Here is a 16,457-nt window from a genome sequence, read left to right as displayed (position 1 = left end):
CCCCTGATGGCGCGGCGGCTCACGCCGGTATCCTGACCGGCATGGTGTGGGCCACTCGTGTCGCGCGGATGCTGTCGGCGCTCGACCCGACGGGGCTGGTCTACCGCACCTATGAACAGCGGCTGCTGGCCGAACTGACCCCCGACCGGTTGCCTCGCCACGTGGCCGTGATGGCGGACGGCAACCGGCGCTGGGCCCGCCGCAACGCCCCCTTCGAGCCGGTCGCGGTCGGCTACGACGCGGGCGCTGACAAGCTCAAGGAGTTCGTCGGCTGGTGCGAAGAGGTCGGCATCCCGACGGTTACCGTATGGGTCTTGTCCACCGACAACCTGGACCGCTCCGGCGACCACGAGTTCGCCCCACTCCTCCAGGTGATCGAGGACCTGGTGGTCGACCTTGCCGCGGACGGCCCATGGCGCGTCCAGATCGTCGGCGACCTCGACCTGCTTCCCGCCCAGATGGCCGCCCGGCTGCGCGAGGCGTCCGCGAGCACCGAGGGCCGCACCGGCCTGCACGTCAACATTGCCGTCTCCTACGGCGGACGGCATGAACTGCGCGACGCCGTCCGCTCGCTGCTGGCGGCCGAAGCGGCCAAGGGCACCAGCCTGGAGGAGCTGTCCCGGACACTGGAGATCGACCAGATCGACTCGCATCTGTACACCGCCGGGCAACCCGATCCCGATCTGGTGATCCGCACCTCCGGCGAGCAGCGGCTGTCGGGATTCCTGATCTGGCAGTCCGCGCACAGCGAGTTCTACTTCCACGAGGCGCTCTGGCCCGACTTCCGCAAGGTCGACTTCATCCGGGCGCTGCGCTCCTACGCCGAACGCGAGCGCCGCTTCGGCCGCTGACCCGCACTCCGGCGCTACAGTGCGGCGTGGTCACCCGGCAATCGATCGTCACCTGGTCGTGGCTACGGCTGGCCGTGGCCGCACTGATCCTGATCGCCATCGCCACCCAGCTGACGGCCTCGATCTCCGCGGCGCTGGCCAGCCCGACTCCGCACGGCGGTCAGCTGGTGACGGTTCTGACGAACTTCTTCAGCTACTTCACGATCCTGTCGAACGTGTCCGCGGCCGTCGCATTGCTGGTCGCGGGCGCGTGGGGTGTGCGGCAGTCATCGGACGCCCCGATTGAGCCGGCGGCGATCGGGCGGCTGCTGGCCTGTGTGACGACATACATGGTCACCACGGGCGTGGTCTACAACCTGTTGCTCCGGAGCGCACCGGTCGGTACGTAACGAGTGCTGATTTGGTTTTGCTGCGGACGCGTTCTTCGCGCCGGCGCGCCGGCGGCTGCACTGGCGGGTGCTCGTCCTGATGCCGCCCTTGCTGTCTGGATCGGCTACACGCTGCTCCGGGCGAACCACGTGGTCAGCCCGGTCACGGGCGAACCCTGGTGGTATCCGTACCCGTTCCTCGATCCTCACCTGGTGCCGGGCGGCTACCTGGGGGTGGCCGGTTATGTCGCTGTCGTCGCTACGGTGATCGTCGGGATCGGCGCGTCGTCGTCATCCTGTCCAGGTGGCGAGGCACTGGCTGACGCTGCCGGCTTTCCGCGCGTGGCAAGGGCGTCAGCCGTCGGAGAGCAGGATCTCGGTCAGGGCGGCGCGCAGCGGATCGGGGACCTCGAGGCCGTCCAGACGCCGCAGCATCTCCAGCGGCGTCGGTGCGGTCTCGATCACCGACCAGGTGCGGTGCTTCACCGCGTAGTCGCACTGGCTGGCGTCCAGGATGGCGAACAGCCGCTCGGGCACGGTCGGCCCGCCGCCACGGATCAGGTCGGTGAGCGTGACCGTGGCGCCGACCGCCGGATCCACCTCGCCGAGGTCGATGCTCAACCGGCCCGCACCGGGCGTCGCAACCCCGCCGTCCACCCGGGCGTCGCTGACGCCGTGCAGCACAATGCTCCACCGCCGCCGGGACGGGATCACCCCCAACTCGCCCTCGGCCGGGCTGATGGTGAACACTCCGGTGTCCTCGTCCCAGTCCAGCGGTGTCCGGACGGCACGCGGCTCAGCGGCGTCGTCGTCCTCGTAGAGGGTGAACGAACCGCGGGCGCCGGCGAAGACGTGCACCTCGAACGCGTCGGGATTGCCGATCCCGTACTCGCCGGGTGCGGTGAGCGGGATCACCGAACCAGCCCGGGCCAGCACGGGATAGCCGGAGAGCGGCCGGTGCAGGTGCACCGTGCGTCCGCCGGTGTAGCGCAGGTCGGTGAAGAAGTCGACCCATTCGCCCTCGGGCAGCCAGCTGGCGACCGCGCCCAGGCCGGTGCTGCGGTCGGCCGGTGCGGTGATCGGCGCCACCAGCAACCGGGAGCCGAACAGGAAGGTGTTGGGGGAGCCGAAACCCCGCGGCAGGGCGGGTTCCGCCCGCTGATCGACGTGGTACAGCGGACGGCACAGTGACCGGTTGGTGCGGTGCGCGCGCTCGTTCATCGTGTACAGGTAGGGCAACAACCGGTGCCGCAACTGCAGCGACTCGACCATCACGGCGGCGTTCTCGGCGGGGAACTTCCACGGCTCCTTGCCCATGAACCGGCTCAGCGTGGAGTGCAGCCGGTTGATCGGCGAGAAGGTGCCGAGCTGGAACCAGCGGGTGACCAGTTCGTTGTCCCGGTAGCCGAACATGTGGCCGCCGATGTCGTGGCTCCACCAGCCGAACCCGATGTTGGACGCCGTCGCGGTGAACCGCGGCTGGAACTCCAGGCTGTCCCAGGAGTTGACCGTGTCGCCGGAGAAGCCGACCGGATAGCGATGCGAACCGGGGCCGGCGTAGCGCGAGAAGGTGATCGGACGCTGTCCGCGGCGCGCGCTGTCCAGGTAGTGGAAATGATTCAGCAGCCACAGCGGGTCAAGCCCGGCGATCGATGAATGGGTGCCTTGCTGCCAGTCCAGCCACCAGAAGTCGACCCCGGCGTCCTCCAGCGGGTGGTGCACCTGCTCGAAGTAGTTGACCAGGAACTTCTGGTCGGCGATGTCGAAGTCGACCGGCTGCTCACTGTCCGGGTCGACGCCCATCGCGGTCGCCATCCGGGCGTACGGCTCCTCGAACGCCCGGACGCCGTCCGCCGGGTGCACGTTCAGCGACACCTTCAGGCCGCGCTCGTGCAGCCAGGCCAGCAGCGCCTCCGGGTCGGGAAACAGGTCGCGGTTCCAGGTGTAGCCGGTCCAGCCGGTGCCGTATTCGGGTGGGACGTCGACCAGGTGCCAGTCCATGTCGAGGACCGCCACGCTGAACGGGATGCTCTCGCTCTCGAACCGTTCGATCAGCTGCCGGTACTCGTCGGCGGTGTAGGGGTGGTAGCGGCTCCACCAGTTGCCGAACGCCCAGCGGGGCAGCAGCGGCTGGTGGCCGGTCAGCCGGTGGAAGTCGTCCAGTGCCTGCTGATAGGCCGCGCCGTGGGCGAACAGGTAGATGTCGGTGCTGCCCACGGTGCGCGGCGCGATCCAGCCGTCGGCGTCCAGGGTCATCGTCGAGGAGTCGTCCAGCACCGCCGAGCCGAGGAAAGAGAGGACGCCGTCCTCGAGATCGGTGGGACCGTCCACCTCGTCCAGGGTGCGGGCGGTGCCGCCCAGGTTGGCGTCCCGTCCGGCCGCCACCTGCTGGCGTTCGCCGAACCGCCAGGTGCGCCGGTGCCCCCCGCCGCCGGCCAGGTGCGCGTAGAGGCCGCCGGGGCTGAACGGCTGCTCGTCGTAGTTCAGCCGGACGGTGTCGGTGACGATCTCGATGCCGTGCTTGGTGCGGTGCAGGGCGAACTCGACGGGTTCGAACTCCCGGTTGACCACCATCTGGGTGGCGCGGTCCTCGAAGCTGCCGTCCGGCGAGTACTCCAGCCGGAACAGCGCATCGCTCAGCACCGTGATCCGGTAGTTCTCACCGCTGACCTGCGATTCGGGTCGGGCAACGGGCGTCGTGGGCATGGCGAGGCGATCCGGGAGAGGCATGCCGGCCAGTCTAGGGAAGCGGGGCCGTGGCTTGTCGATCGGCGCCGATTGGCGCCGATCTTGCGCCTACCCGTCCGGCTGCGCGGTAGCCGGATCCCAGACCCGAGTCCCGCAGGTGTCGCCGTGGTGACGAACCCGTGGCCGCTCGGGATCGGCGGCGCGCCGGTGCCGGGGTTCGCCCGAACGGGGGCTTAGGGTGCAAGCACGGTCAGCCCACTGACCGCCCAGGAGGAACGATGCGTCGTTTGACTGTGACAGGTCGAACTCGCGGGCCGGCACCAGGCCCAGCACTTCCCGGCTGACACCACCAGGTTGAGGCCGGCGGGGGTGCAGCGCCGGGCTCAGGACAAGGAACGCTCGTGCCCCGTACCGCAGCTACCTCCCGCAGCGTCAACCAGGTGTCCGCCGACATCGCGGTGCGGAGTTATGTGATCGACACCTCCGTTCTGCTCAGCGATCCGCACGCGTTACGCAACTTCCACGAACACGAGGTGATCGTTCCGATCGTGGTGGTGACCGAACTCGAAGCGAAGCGGCACCACCCCGAACTGGGCTACTTCGCCCGGACGGCGCTGCGCTATCTGGACGAGTTGCGGGTGGCCAACGGACGTCTCGACCTGCCGCTCAGCGTCAACGACGACGGCGGCACCCTGCACGTGGAGCTCAATCACTCCGACCAGACGGTGCTGCCGCACGGCTTCCGGCTCGGCGACAATGACTCCCGGATCCTGGCGGTGGCGCTGAACTATTCCGCCGAGGGCCGCGACGTCGTCCTGGTCAGCAAGGACGTCCCACTGCGGGTGAAGGCGTCCGCGGTCGGGTTGGCCGCCCAGGAGTACCTGCACGAGCAGCCGGCGGACACCGGCTGGACCGGGATGGCCGAGGTCGAGGTCGAACGGGCCAGCATCGACGCCCTGTACGCGAACGGCGCGGCGCTCGTCCCCGAGGCTGTCGACCTGCCCTGCCACAGCGGGGTGGTGCTGCACACGTCCGGTTCGACGGCGCTGGGCCGGATCCTGCCGGACGGCACCGTCAAGCTGGTCCGCGGCGATCGGGACTGCTTCGGCATCCATGGTCGCTCCGCCGAACAGCGGGTGGCGCTCGACCTGCTGCTCGACCCGTCCGTGGGCATCGTGTCGCTGGGTGGCAAGGCCGGCACCGGCAAGTCGGCGCTGGCGCTGTGCGCCGGTCTCGAGGCGGTGCTCGAACGTCAGCTGCATTCCAAGGTGATCGTGTTCCGGCCGTTGTACGCCGTGGGCGGGCAGGAGCTGGGCTACCTGCCCGGCAATGAGGGCGAGAAGATGTCGCCCTGGGCGCAGGCGGTCTTCGACACGCTCGGCTCGGTGACCAACCGCAACGTGATCGACGAGGTGCTGGCCCGCGACCTGCTCGAGGTGCTGCCGCTCACCCACATCCGTGGCCGCTCGCTGCACGACGCCTTCGTGATCGTCGACGAGGCGCAGTCGCTGGAACGCAACGTGCTGCTCACGGTGCTGTCCCGGATCGGCCAGAACTCGCGGGTGGTGCTCACCCACGACGTCGCCCAGCGCGACAACCTGCGGGTCGGACGCCACGACGGCGTGGTCGCAGTGGTCGAGAAGCTCAAGGGGCATCCGCTGTTCGCCCACGTCACGCTGACCCGCTCCGAGCGTTCGCCGATCGCCGCGCTGGTCACCGACCTGCTGGAGGACGTCGGGATCTGACCCTGAGCCGGCCTGTGGAGGTCTCGTCGGACCGTGCGGTGCCGACGCGCGGGCGCCGAGCGGGTTGGCCGGCTTGCCGGCATCCACGCACCGGACAGGGCAGCGAGCGGCTCGCGTAGCCTGTGGGCATGACGGTTGGGCTGCGGGTGCCGCTGGTGCTGGCCGACGCGCACGGACGCGTCGCCACCGACCTGCGGGTATCGCTGACCGACCGCTGCAATCTGCGGTGCACCTATTGCATGCCCGCCGAAGGCCTGCCCTGGCTGCCCGGCGACGAGGTGTTGACCGATGCCGAGCTGCATCGGCTGATGGCGATCGCCGTCGAGTCCCTGGGCATCACCACGATCCGTTTCACCGGTGGTGAGCCGTTGCTGCGCCGATCGCTGGAGCGCATCGTGGCGGACGCCAAGGCCCTGCGTACGCGTGCCGGCAATCCCCCTGAACTCTGCCTGACCAGCAACGGAATCGGTCTGGACAAGCGGGTGTCCGCGCTTGCCGAGGCGGGATTGGACCGGGTGAACGTATCGCTCGACTCGCTCGATCGGAGGCGCTACGCGGTTCTCGCCCGGCGCGACCGGTTGGACGCGGTGCTGGCCGGGTTGGCCGCCTCCGAGGCCGCCGGGCTGCTGCCGGTCAAGGTCAACAGCGTGATCATGCGCGACGTCAACGACGTCGACGTGGTCTCGTTGGCGCAGTTCTGCCTGGAGCGCGGCTACCAGCTGCGGTTCATCGAGCAGATGCCGCTCGGACCGCAGCACGAATGGGATCGCTCGCAGATGGTCACCCAGGCCGAGATCCTGGGGCGGTTGCGCGAGCGGTTCACCCTGCGACCGGCCGCTGAACCACGCGGTGGCGCGCCCGCGGAGCTGTGGGAGGTGGCTGCGGACGCCACCCAGCCGGGTGGACGGATCGGCGTCATCCCCTCGGTGACCGCGCCCTTCTGCGGGGCCTGCGACCGCACCCGGATCACCGCCGACGGCCAGATGCGCACCTGCCTGTTCTCGCGCACCGAGACCGACCTGCGGACGCCCCTGCGCGACGGCGCCTCGGACGCCGAACTGGCCGAGATCTGGACGGGCGGTCAGGCCCGCAAGGCGGCTGCGCACGGGATCGGCGAGCCGGGCTTCGTGCCCCCGGCCCGCACGATGAGCGCCATCGGAGGCTGAGGGCGATGAGGATTCGGTACTTCGCAGGCGCGGCCGAGGCTGCGGGTGTCGTCGAGGAGACCTTCGATGCCGACTTCGAGGTGACCGTCGCCGACTTGGTCGAGCAGCTGGGCTCCGACCGCGAACGGCTGGCCAAGGTACTCGCCGTCGCCACGGTGCTGATCGACGGCCGGGCGGCTCGCTCCCGCACCGAGTACATCGCACCCAGCGCCCTGGTGGACGTGCTGCCCCCCTTCGCCGGCGGGTAGCCGACTCGCCGATGTTCGCTGGTTGAGCTAGTCGAAACTCTTGCCGGGGAGCACCGGTTCGGGTCTCGACAGGCTCGACTAACGAGACCACCGCTGGTTGAGCTTGTCGAAACCGTTGTCGAAGAGCACAGGTTCGGGTTTCGACAGGCGATGATCAGCGCTTCGTCACAGGGCCGGCCCTTGAGCGCGCAGCTTGTCCACCTGTTCCATCGCCGTCCGTAACTCGGCCAGCCAACTTTCGGTGTGCCGTCCGACCAGCTTGACCGCCCAGGCCAGCGCCTCGGAGCGCGACCTGGCCACGCCGGCGTCCACCAAAGTGTCGAGTACCTGCCGTTCAGGCTGCTTCAGCCGCGTCATCACCGGCACCGAGATGTGGGTGAACAGCGCCTCAGACTCGCCCAGCCGGACGCCCCACGACACCTTGCGGCCGTAGCGGGCCTGAGCGTCCAGCGCGATCCCGATCCGGCGCTCCCGGGTCTCTTCCCGGAACCGCGCGATCCGGCCTTCCGCCATGGCCGGCTCGACCCCCTCGTCCGGGAGCGTCCCGATGACGGTGATCTCCTCACGGTCGACGATCACCTCGACGCCGAGGAACCAGGCGTCGGGGAGGCGTCCCTCGAACCAGGCCTGAGCGTCGTCCGCCGGCGGAAGGTCGGCGTTCTGCCAGCCTCCCGGCCGCCCGAATCTCTTCGCATGCATGACTACCTCCTTGTAATGATTACAAGATTACATCCATGCGCAAGCGTCAGATGAGTGGCCAGGGCCAGCCGTGGCCGCTCGCGTCGCCGGGCAGGATGCCGGTGTCGAGAAGCCTTTGGGTCCGCCGCCGGAGCGCGCGTACCTCGCGCTCGTCGAGCAGTTCGGCGATCTCGTCGGGGACCGCGTCGGCGAGCGGTGCGAGGTCGGTCAGGACATCGGGGGCGATGGGGTCGCCGGCGAAGTCCCAGATCACGGTGCGCAGCTTGAAGTTCGCCGCGAAGCAGAGCCCGTGGTCGATGCCCCAGATGCCGCCGGCCTCGTCGCACAACACATGGCCACCTTTGCGGTCGGTGTTGTTGCTGATCACATCGAAGACGGCGAGCCGGCGCAGCCGCTCGTGGCTCTCGGGAACCTGGCGGAGCAGCGTGAAGTAGTGCACCGCCGGATCGCAGTCGATGAACCACTGCCAGCGATCCGACGCCGAGCGGGGCGTCAGTGCGGATCACAGTGGGCGGCACCAGGCCCCAGCCGAGTGCGGCGTCCAGCAGGTAGGCGGCGCGTTCCCGCTTGTAGAGTCCGGGTTCGAAGTCCCACAGCGGACGCTCGCCGGATAGGGGCTTGTAGATCGCCCAGGTGTAGTCGTCGCCGCGGGTGACCTCGGCGACGAAGGTGGCGTTACTGCTGTCCATCACCCGGCCGACGAGGCCGATGGTGCCCTCAGTGAGCAGTTCCTCCTGCCGCGCGGTGTTCACCGAGCCAGCGGAGGGTCGATGGAGTTCACGCTGCGGACGACGGGGGCGCCGCGGGCCGGCCAGTCGATCACCGAGACTGATCCGGTGCCGACGTCCACTCGCTGGAAGTGGTCGAGATGGGTGCCGACCGCGTGGGTGAGCAGCGCCTTGATCGGGTCCGCGTGCGAGAAGCAGGCGACCGTCTGGCCTCGGTGCGCGGTGCGCAGGCGTTCCATCAATGCGATCATCCGGCTCTGCAACTCCACGAAGCTCTCGCCACCCGGGAACCGAAAGGTGGACGGCGCCTGCTGTACGGTGCGCCATTCGCGCAGCTTCGCCAGCGCGGTCAGCTTCTGGCCGGTCCATTCGCCGAAATCGCACTCCAACAGATCCGGTTCGACGATCGCGGTGAGTCCGGTCGCCTGCTCGGTGGGTTCGGCGGTCTCCCGGGCGCGTTCCAGCGGCGAGGTGTAGATCGCCGCCAGTCCGGCGTCAGCCAGCCGGCGGGCGACGGCGGTGGCCTGCTCTCGGCCGCGGTCGGACAGGTGCAGGCCGGGTGCGCGCCCGGGCAGGATCTGGCCGGTGGTCGGGGTCTGCCCGTGACGCACCAGCAGCACCCGGAAGGTCTTGGGCGACGGCACGGCGACGAGCGTACCCGCCCGGCGGCAACCGGTTGTTACAGGCACCTACCGGCCGGTGATCACCCCAAAGGACATCTTGTGCCCGGGGTTAGCGTGTGGACGTGACCGAACGCCCCACCATCGCAACCGTCGCCGAACTGCGCGCCAGCGGGCATCTGCAGAAGGGCCTGCGGGAGGAGATCCGCGACAACCTGCTGGCCGCGCTGGCGGCCGGGGAGAACCCGTGGCCGGGCCTGCACGGCTTCGACCGCACGGTGCTGCCGCAACTCGAACGGGCGCTGATCGCCGGCCACGATGTGGTGCTGCTGGGGGAGCGCGGGCAGGGCAAGACCCGGCTGCTCCGCACCCTGGAGGGCCTGCTCGACGAGTGGACGCCGGTGATCGCCGGCGCCGAACTGGGGGAGCACCCCTACGAGCCGATCACCGCCGAATCGCAGCGCCGGGCGTCCGAACTGGGCGACGACCTGCCGGTGGCCTGGCGGCACCGCACCGAGCGCTACTCTGAGAAGCTGGCCACCCCGGACACCTCGGTGGCCGACCTGATCGGCGACGTGGACCCGATCCGGGTCGCCGAGGGCCGCCGGCTGGGCGACCCGGAGACCATCCACTTTGGCCTCATTCCCCGTAGCCACCGCGGCATTGTGGCGATCAACGAGCTGCCCGACCTGGCCGAACGCATCCAGGTGTCGATGCTCAACGTGATGGAGGAACGGGACATCCAGATCCGCGGCTACGTGCTGCGGCTGCCGCTGGACGTGCTGGTGATGGCCTCGGCCAACCCCGAGGACTACACCAACCGCGGCCGGATCATCACCCCGCTCAAGGACCGCTTCGGCGCCGAGATCCGCACCCACTACCCGCTGGAACTCGCCGACGAGGTGGCGGTGATCCGCCAGGAGGCCCAGCTGGTCGCCGAGATCCCCGAGGTGCTGCTCGAGATCCTGGCCCGCTACACCCGGGCGCTGCGCGAGTCGCCGGCGATCAACCAGCGTTCCGGCGTCTCGGCCCGGTTCGCGATCGCTGGTGCCGAAACGGTGGCCGCGGCGGCGCTGCACCGGGCGGTGGTCCGCGGCGAGTCGGACGCCGTGGCGCGGCTGGTCGACCTGGAGACCGCGGTCGACGTGCTGGGCGGCAAGATCGAGTTCGAGGCGGGCGAAGAGGGCCGGGAGGACGCCGTCCTCAGCCATCTGCTGCGCACCGCGACCGCCGAGACCGCCCGGGCGCATTTCCGCGGGATCGATCTGGGGCCGCTGGTCGAAGCGCTCGACGGGCAGACCACGGTGATCACCGGCGAACAGATCACCGCCTCGGAATTCCTGGACGGTCTGCCCGATGCCGACGGCGTCTACGACGAGATCGCCGACCGGTTCACCGCCGACAACCCCGGACGCCGGGCCAGCGCGATCGAACTGGCGCTGGAGGGGTTGTATCTGGCCCGCCGGATCGCCAAGGACTCCGACGGCAGCGAAACGATCTACGGCTGACTCATCTAGGACGACTATGCCTCGCAACCGCGCCTCGCGTTACGGCCGCTACGCCGGCGGTCCGGATCCGCTGGCGCCGCCGGTCGACCTGAGCGAGGCGCTGGCGGCGATCGGCGACGACGTGATGGCCGGCTATAGCCCGGAACGTGCGCTGCGCGAGTACCTGCGCCGCGGCAGTGCCGGACGCGAGGGCCTGGACGACCTGGCCCGCCGGGTGCACGCCCGCCGCCGCGACCTGCTCAGCCGGTACCGGATGGACGGCACCCTGCAGCAGGTCACGGAACTGCTCGACCACGCGGTCGACGCCGAACGCAAGCAGCTGCTCCGCGACGCGATGATGGATGACGATGACCGGGCCTTCCGCGAGCTCCGGCTGGACAACCTGTCGCCCTCGACGGCGGCCGCGGTCACCGAACTGGCGGACTACGACTGGGCGTCCACCGAAGCCAGGCAGGACTACGAGAAGATCAAGGACCTGCTCGGCCGCGAACTGCTCGACCAGCGGTTCGCCGGCATGAAGCAGGCGCTGGAGAACGCCACCGACGAAGACCGCGCGGCCATCAACGCCATGCTCGACGACCTCAACGAGTTGCTCGGCAAGCACCGCCGCGGCGACGACACCCCTGAGGACTTCGACGACTTCATGGCCAAGCACGGCCAGTTCTTCCCCGAGAACCCGCGCGACGTGGATGAGTTGATCGACGCGCTCGCGCAGCGGGCGGCGGCCGCCCAGCGGCTGCTGCGCTCGATGAGCGCCGAGCAGCGCGAGGAACTGATGCGACTCTCCGCGCAGGCGTTCGGGTCGCCGGAACTGATGGCGCAACTCGGCCGGCTGGACGGCAACCTCCAAGCGCTGCGACCCGGCGAGGACTGGTCGGGTGGCGAGCAGTTCACCGGCGAGGAGGGGATGGGGCTGGGTGAGGGCACCGGCGTGCTGCAGGACTTGGCTGAACTCGACCAACTGGCCGATCAGCTCGGCCAGAACTACGGCGGTGCCCGGCTCGACGATCTCGACCTGGACGCTCTCAGTCGGCAGTTGGGCAGCGAGGCTGCGGTCAACGCCCGCACCCTGGCCGAGCTGGAGAAGGCGCTCCGCGAAGGCGGTTTCCTGCGCCGGGACGCGTCCGGCGACCTGCGATTGTCGCCGCAGGCCATGCGCCGGCTCGGCAAGGCGCTGCTCGCCGACGCCGCCAAGCAGCTGTCCGGACGGCAAGGCAACCGGGACACTCGGCTGGCCGGCGCGGCGGGGGAGCCGACCGGGGCGTCCCGGCAATGGGAGTTCGGTGACTCCGAGCCGTGGGACGTCACCCGGAGCCTGACCAACGCGATCACCCGGACCGCCGGGGAGGGTCGCGACCCCGACGGGAAGCTGCGGCTGCAGATCGCCGATGTCGAGGTGGTCGAGACCGAGGCGCGTACCTCGTCCGCGGTGGCGCTGCTGGTGGACACCTCGTTCTCGATGGCAGCCGAGGGACGCTGGGTGCCGATGAAGCGGACGGCGCTGGCGCTGCATCACCTGGTCAGCAGCCGGTTCCGCGGCGACCGGTTGGAGCTGATCAGTTTCGGACGCTGGGCCCAGTCGCGGGAGATCGCCGACCTGACCGCGCTGCCGCCGGTGCGCCAGCAGGGCACCAACCTGCACCACGGGCTGCTGCTGGCGAACCGGTTCTTCCGGCAGCACCCGTCCATGCAACCCGTGCTGCTGGTGGTGACCGACGGTGAGCCGACCGCCCATCTGACCGGTGGTGGGGACGCCTGGTTCGACTGGCCGCCCGCCCCCGAGACCATCGCCCTCACTGTCGCCGAACTGGACAAGACGACCCGGCTGGGCGCCGCGCCGATCTTCTTCCGGCTGGGCGACGACCCGGGGCTGGAGCGGTTCCTCGGCCAGCTGGCCCGGCGCTCCGGGGGCCGGGTGGTGTCGCCCGACCTGGCCGACCTGGGCAGCGCCGTCGTCGGCGAATACCTGACCGCCCGGTTCCGCCGCGGCTGGGATCCCGGCGACTGGCTGGAGTGACCCTCGCCCAACCGCCGCCCCCGACCAGGCCCTCCCTAACTACCTGTGCCCTCCCACCTGTGGGAGGGCACAGGTAGTTAGGGAGGGCCCTTCAGGAGGGGGCCGAGGGGCGCCAGATACCACCGGCCCGGTACGCAGGATTGCCCAGCATCGAAGCGGGCGGTCGGCCTGACCTTACGGGCAGACCACCGTATGGAAGGGCTTCCCATGATCACCACCGTGCTTACCGCGTCCGGACTCACCGGCCTGCACGTCGACCACGATCGCTCCGTCATCTGGCTCAGCCGGGACGACGGCGCGTTGCTGTCCACCGACCTGGCCGGCAACGCCAGCACCCACCAACTGCTGCCGGTCCCGGTGACCGATGTCGCCGGCAGTTCGGCGCTGCTGGTACTGGCCGGCACCGACGGCAGCCTCTGGCGCGTCGACCCGGACGACGCGGCGACGGCCGCGGTCAGCTTCGCCACCCTGCCCGCCGCGCCGGCGCAGATCGCCGTCGTCGCCAATGGCGCCAACGTGCTCTCCGTGGACGGCACCCGCGCCCGCAGCACCAGCGTCCGGTTCGGGACGGGCCGCCGGTACCAGCTGCCGGACGGCAGCGTCGGGGTCGCCGTCAACGGCCGCCGGGTCGGTGCGGCGGCGAACGACCCGAACACCGGCGAGAGCCGGCTGCACGTGCGTCCGGCCACCGACTCCGACCCCACCGCGCCGCTCGGCCGGGTCGGCTTCAGTGCCGACGGCACGACCCTGTTCGCCGCGCGTCCGGACGCCGTCCTGAGCGCCTGGACGCCCGCCGACAGCACCCTGCGATCCGAGTCGATCGCGGCCGTCGGGGCGTCCGTGATCGAAGCCCAAGGCTTGGCCGACGGCCGGATCGCTGTCCTCACCGACACCGGGCTGGCGCTGCTCGACTCGCTGGACGACCTGGTCGTCGTCGCACCGCCCCGGCCGCCGGTCATCGTGCCGCCGGCCGAGCCGATGTTCGTGGCGTCCTGGACGCGGCTCGACTACGACCTCGGCGACAGCGGGCTCACCCCGGCGCAGATCGGCTTCGTGGTCCCGGACGGCCCCGAGGCCGGCATCGTCTCGCACACCCGGGAGAACGACTTCGGCGACCCGACGCCGATTCTGGTGGCCGGCGGACGGCTGGGCCGGTACAAGGTGGTGATGATCGAGACCGCCACCAACGCCGAGCTCGCGGTCGCCGAGTTCGAGGTCGGCAACGAGTGGGACTCCGCCGACGAGGGCCCGTCGACGATGATCACCGGACGCTCGCGGGAGTTCGCCGGAGACTCCGGGTGGGGCGGCGGGCCGGCCGGTCCGCAGAACCTGGGGGACCTGACCCACCTCGGCAGTTGGCGGGTGCTGGTGCTGCTGGTCGATACCCGGACCGCCCGCTGGCCGGCCGCGACGCTGGCCAACGACCGGGCCACCGCGCTGCGGCACGTCACCGACGGCTTCGACGTCGGCGGCGGGGTGCTCCGCTCGGCCCGGGACTACTACGAAGAGAACTCGGGCAACCAGCTCACCCTGGCCGTCCGCAACAACACCACGTTCGGGCCGGTGGCGATGCCGCTGGACTGGGAGTCGTACTTCTTCCAGCTGACCAACGCCGCCGGCGTGGTCACCGATGCGCGGTGGCGTCCGACCGGCACCAACTGGCAGCAGTTCCTCACCCAGGCGATCAACGACGGGGTGGTCACCACCGCCGACCTGCGGGCCGTCGACTCGGTGATCTTCGTCCCGTTCTCGCCGGCGGCAACGCTGGGCGGCGACCGGTTCGCCTGGCCGTTCGGGGCCATCGGCAAGCAGCGGATGCTGCTCGGCACCAACGTCGTCACCGATCAGGGGGATGTCGCCGGCGTGCAGATCCCGCTGGACTTCGCCACCTTCGACGGACGGCACGCGCACGCCACGCTGTCCCACGAACTCGGGCACAACCTGGGCCTGCTCGATGTGTACAACATTCCCGAGTACCCGGCCGACGTGACCGACCGGATCACCGCTGACTGGGAGATGATGGCCGGCAGCCGCAACACGATGCCGCACTACACGCTGGGCAACAAGCTGCGGATGGGCTGGGTGCCGGCTGCCGGCGTCCGGGCGTTCGACTTCTCCAAGTCGTCGGCGGGGGTCGATCAGACCATCACGCTGCACGCGTCGGAGCTGTTCCCGACACCCGCCGGACGCGTCCGCGGCATCGAGATCCGGCTCGGCAACGGCTGGAACTACTACATCGAATACCGCGCCGAGCAACCCGGATTCTCCACCGACGACCTGCCGCAGGACCGCCGGGTGGTGCTCACCGACATGATCAGCGAGAACTTCACGCCGCCGATCCTGCGACCGCGGATCATGTTCGTGCCCCGGAATCCCGACGGCGACGACCGGCTGCTGACCATCGGCGGCGACTTCGACGCCACCGACCCGGGCACCGGCTTCGCACTCAAGGTGGACGTCGTCTCGACCGATGCCGACAACGCCCGGGTCCGCGTCCGGTACGCCTCGGACGCCCGTCCCGAGCTGGGCATCCGGCCGTGGGACAACGGGCCGACCTGGCAGAGCCCCGACATCGAGGTGCGCAACGCCAAGAACGCGGCCAACCCGGCGCTGCGCAACGTGCCGTGGGCGGGGCGTCCGAACACGATCGTCGCCAAGGTCACCAATCATGGCGACTTCGCGGCGAAAGGCGTTGTGGTCGACTTCTTCGTGACCGAGTACAGCGCCGGCGACGGCCCGTGGATCCCGCTCGGTTCACCCAGCCGGGACGTCGGCCCGAGCGCGACCGAGGAGTTCTCGGTCAGCTGGACGCCACCGGCCGACGAACGGCTGCACTACTGCGTGATCGTCCGGATCAAGCTGTACCAGGACGCCGGCAACCCGGCGATCGTGGACGCGAACATCTACAACAACGAGGCCCGCAGCAACTACACCCGGTTCATCTCGGCGTCGGCGTCCCCGTCGTCACGGACCGGCGCCCAGGTGCTGCTGGCCAACCCGTTCGGCGAGCAGACCCTGGTCGCGGCCAAGGTGCGGCAGACCAACGACCTGCACCGGGTCTTCGTCGATCACACCTGGCTGCGGGTCGATCCCGGTCTGCCGCGGCCGATCCAGGTGCTGGACGAGGCGCTCTTCGACACCCCGGAATGGCCGTGGCGCGACCGCGACAACGACCGCTGGCGCAAGCAGCTGTGGGGCGATCCGAACCTGGTCAGCGTCGAGGGCTGGGCCCGGACGCCGCGCGCGGAGGAGTGTGGCGGGTTGGTGCCGACCGGCGGTGCCTGCCTGTCGGTGCAGGCCGGCCGGCAGACCGTCACCCGGATCGAAGAGGCCACGCCGCACTTCGCCGCCGGCACGGTGGTCTTCGTCGACAACGGCGCCGGGGTGCCCAGCGACGGGGTCGTGCTGATCGAGCTGGGGGACGGCGACGAGACCTGGACGGTGACCACCCGGATTCACGCCGACGGGGTGTTCCGCACCGAGCTGTTCGACCCGGAGCAGCGCGGCCGGGAGCCGAAGTGGCTAATCGCCCACTACCTGGGCGACTTCGGGGCCTCGCCCAGCGAGAGCAAGCGCGAGGAGTTCTGATCGAGCCGCCACCGGTCGAGCTTGTCGGTCGGACTGCCGTTGGCCGTGTTGTCGATCGTGTAGTCGTTGGTCGAGCGATGTCGATCGCGTTGTCGTTGGTCGAGCTTGTCGAGACCCTGCGGGTCGACAAGCTCAACCGGCGGGTCGACAAGCTCAACCGGCGGTCCGCGTACGTGTGGGCGAGTTGCGTTGCGGTGAGGTTACGCCGTAGCGTTCGCGGTGAAGATTCGC

12 protein-coding genes are annotated in these 16,457 nt (G+C 70.0%); 8 read left to right on the top strand and 4 right to left on the bottom strand.

What is annotated here, in order from left to right:
• The first annotated feature begins 41 nt into the window (after positions 1-41).
• A complete protein-coding gene (locus QM711_RS05760) occupies positions 42-851 on the top strand; it encodes an isoprenyl transferase (RefSeq protein ID WP_415097206.1) in 810 nt (269 codons plus the stop codon).
• Positions 852-877: 26 nt separating this feature from the next.
• Positions 878-1,240 (top strand): hypothetical protein, encoded by a 363-nt coding sequence (locus QM711_RS05755; RefSeq protein ID WP_415097204.1) that lies wholly within the window; start codon positions 878-880, stop codon positions 1,238-1,240.
• A 333-nt stretch (positions 1,241-1,573) separates the two neighbouring features.
• Here QM711_RS05755 and QM711_RS05750 read toward each other — a convergent pair whose 3' ends face one another.
• A complete protein-coding gene (locus QM711_RS05750; protein WP_415097202.1) occupies positions 1,574-3,949 on the bottom strand; it encodes a TIM-barrel domain-containing protein in 2,376 nt (791 codons plus the stop codon).
• A gap of 359 nt (positions 3,950-4,308) precedes the next feature.
• Between QM711_RS05750 and QM711_RS05745 the strand changes: the two genes are divergently transcribed.
• The 3 genes from QM711_RS05745 (at position 4,309) to QM711_RS05735 (ending at position 7,066) form a co-directional block, all read left to right on the top strand.
• The gene (locus tag QM711_RS05745; RefSeq protein WP_415097200.1) at positions 4,309-5,652 is read left to right on the top strand and encodes a PhoH family protein; all 1,344 of its coding nucleotides are present in this window, start codon (positions 4,309-4,311) and stop codon (positions 5,650-5,652) included.
• Between the two features lie 128 nt (positions 5,653-5,780).
• Complete coding sequence (moaA, locus tag QM711_RS05740; protein WP_415097198.1) at positions 5,781-6,818, top strand: GTP 3',8-cyclase MoaA; 1,038 nt, start codon at positions 5,781-5,783, stop codon at positions 6,816-6,818.
• A 5-nt stretch (positions 6,819-6,823) separates the two neighbouring features.
• On the top strand, positions 6,824-7,066 hold the full coding sequence (locus tag QM711_RS05735) for a MoaD/ThiS family protein (RefSeq protein ID WP_415097196.1): 243 nt from the start codon (positions 6,824-6,826) through the stop codon (positions 7,064-7,066).
• A gap of 165 nt (positions 7,067-7,231) precedes the next feature.
• Here QM711_RS05735 and QM711_RS05730 read toward each other — a convergent pair whose 3' ends face one another.
• From QM711_RS05730 to QM711_RS05720, 3 genes are all read right to left on the bottom strand, one after another.
• On the bottom strand, positions 7,232-7,765 hold the full coding sequence (locus QM711_RS05730; protein WP_415097194.1) for a hypothetical protein: 534 nt from the start codon (positions 7,763-7,765) through the stop codon (positions 7,232-7,234).
• A 46-nt stretch (positions 7,766-7,811) separates the two neighbouring features.
• Positions 7,812-8,204, bottom strand: coding sequence for a hypothetical protein (locus tag QM711_RS05725; RefSeq protein WP_415097192.1), 393 nt, complete (start codon positions 8,202-8,204; stop codon positions 7,812-7,814).
• A gap of 309 nt (positions 8,205-8,513) precedes the next feature.
• Complete coding sequence (locus QM711_RS05720; RefSeq protein ID WP_415097190.1) at positions 8,514-9,137, bottom strand: histidine phosphatase family protein; 624 nt, start codon at positions 9,135-9,137, stop codon at positions 8,514-8,516.
• 101 nt (positions 9,138-9,238) lie between these two features.
• On the opposite strand from QM711_RS05720, the gene QM711_RS05715 reads away from it, so the two are divergent.
• The 3 genes from QM711_RS05715 (at position 9,239) to QM711_RS05705 (ending at position 16,226) form a co-directional block, all read left to right on the top strand.
• Positions 9,239-10,621: a magnesium chelatase gene (locus QM711_RS05715; protein ID WP_415097188.1), complete on the top strand. Its 1,383-nt coding sequence runs from the start codon at positions 9,239-9,241 to the stop codon at positions 10,619-10,621.
• 16 nt (positions 10,622-10,637) lie between these two features.
• Complete coding sequence (locus QM711_RS05710) at positions 10,638-12,638, top strand: vWA domain-containing protein (RefSeq protein ID WP_415097186.1); 2,001 nt, start codon at positions 10,638-10,640, stop codon at positions 12,636-12,638.
• 207 nt (positions 12,639-12,845) lie between these two features.
• A complete protein-coding gene (locus QM711_RS05705) occupies positions 12,846-16,226 on the top strand; it encodes a hypothetical protein (protein WP_415097184.1) in 3,381 nt (1,126 codons plus the stop codon).
• The last annotated feature ends 231 nt before the right edge of the window (positions 16,227-16,457 follow it).

This window comes from Micropruina sp. (assembly GCF_047602385.1).
Lineage (GTDB): Bacteria > Actinomycetota > Actinomycetes > Propionibacteriales > Propionibacteriaceae > Micropruina.
The sequence above is the reverse complement of the archived record's forward strand: the minus strand, read 5'-3'. Positions and strand labels throughout refer to the sequence as shown.

Bases quoted from the DNA above. Each gene is read 5' to 3' on its own strand.
- QM711_RS05730 (WP_415097194.1), bottom strand. From the start codon at position 7,765: ATGCATGCGAAGAGATTCGGGCGGCCGGGAGGCTGGCAGAACGCCGAC.
- moaA (WP_415097198.1), top strand. From the start codon at position 5,781: ATGACGGTTGGGCTGCGGGTGCCGCTGGTGCTGGCCGACGCGCACGGA.
- QM711_RS05710 (WP_415097186.1), top strand. From the start codon at position 10,638: ATGCCTCGCAACCGCGCCTCGCGTTACGGCCGCTACGCCGGCGGTCCG.
- QM711_RS05735 (WP_415097196.1), top strand. From the start codon at position 6,824: ATGAGGATTCGGTACTTCGCAGGCGCGGCCGAGGCTGCGGGTGTCGTC.
- QM711_RS05750 (WP_415097202.1), bottom strand. From the start codon at position 3,949: ATGCCTCTCCCGGATCGCCTCGCCATGCCCACGACGCCCGTTGCCCGA.
- QM711_RS05705 (WP_415097184.1), top strand. From the start codon at position 12,846: ATGATCACCACCGTGCTTACCGCGTCCGGACTCACCGGCCTGCACGTC.
- QM711_RS05760 (WP_415097206.1), top strand. From the start codon at position 42: ATGGTGTGGGCCACTCGTGTCGCGCGGATGCTGTCGGCGCTCGACCCG.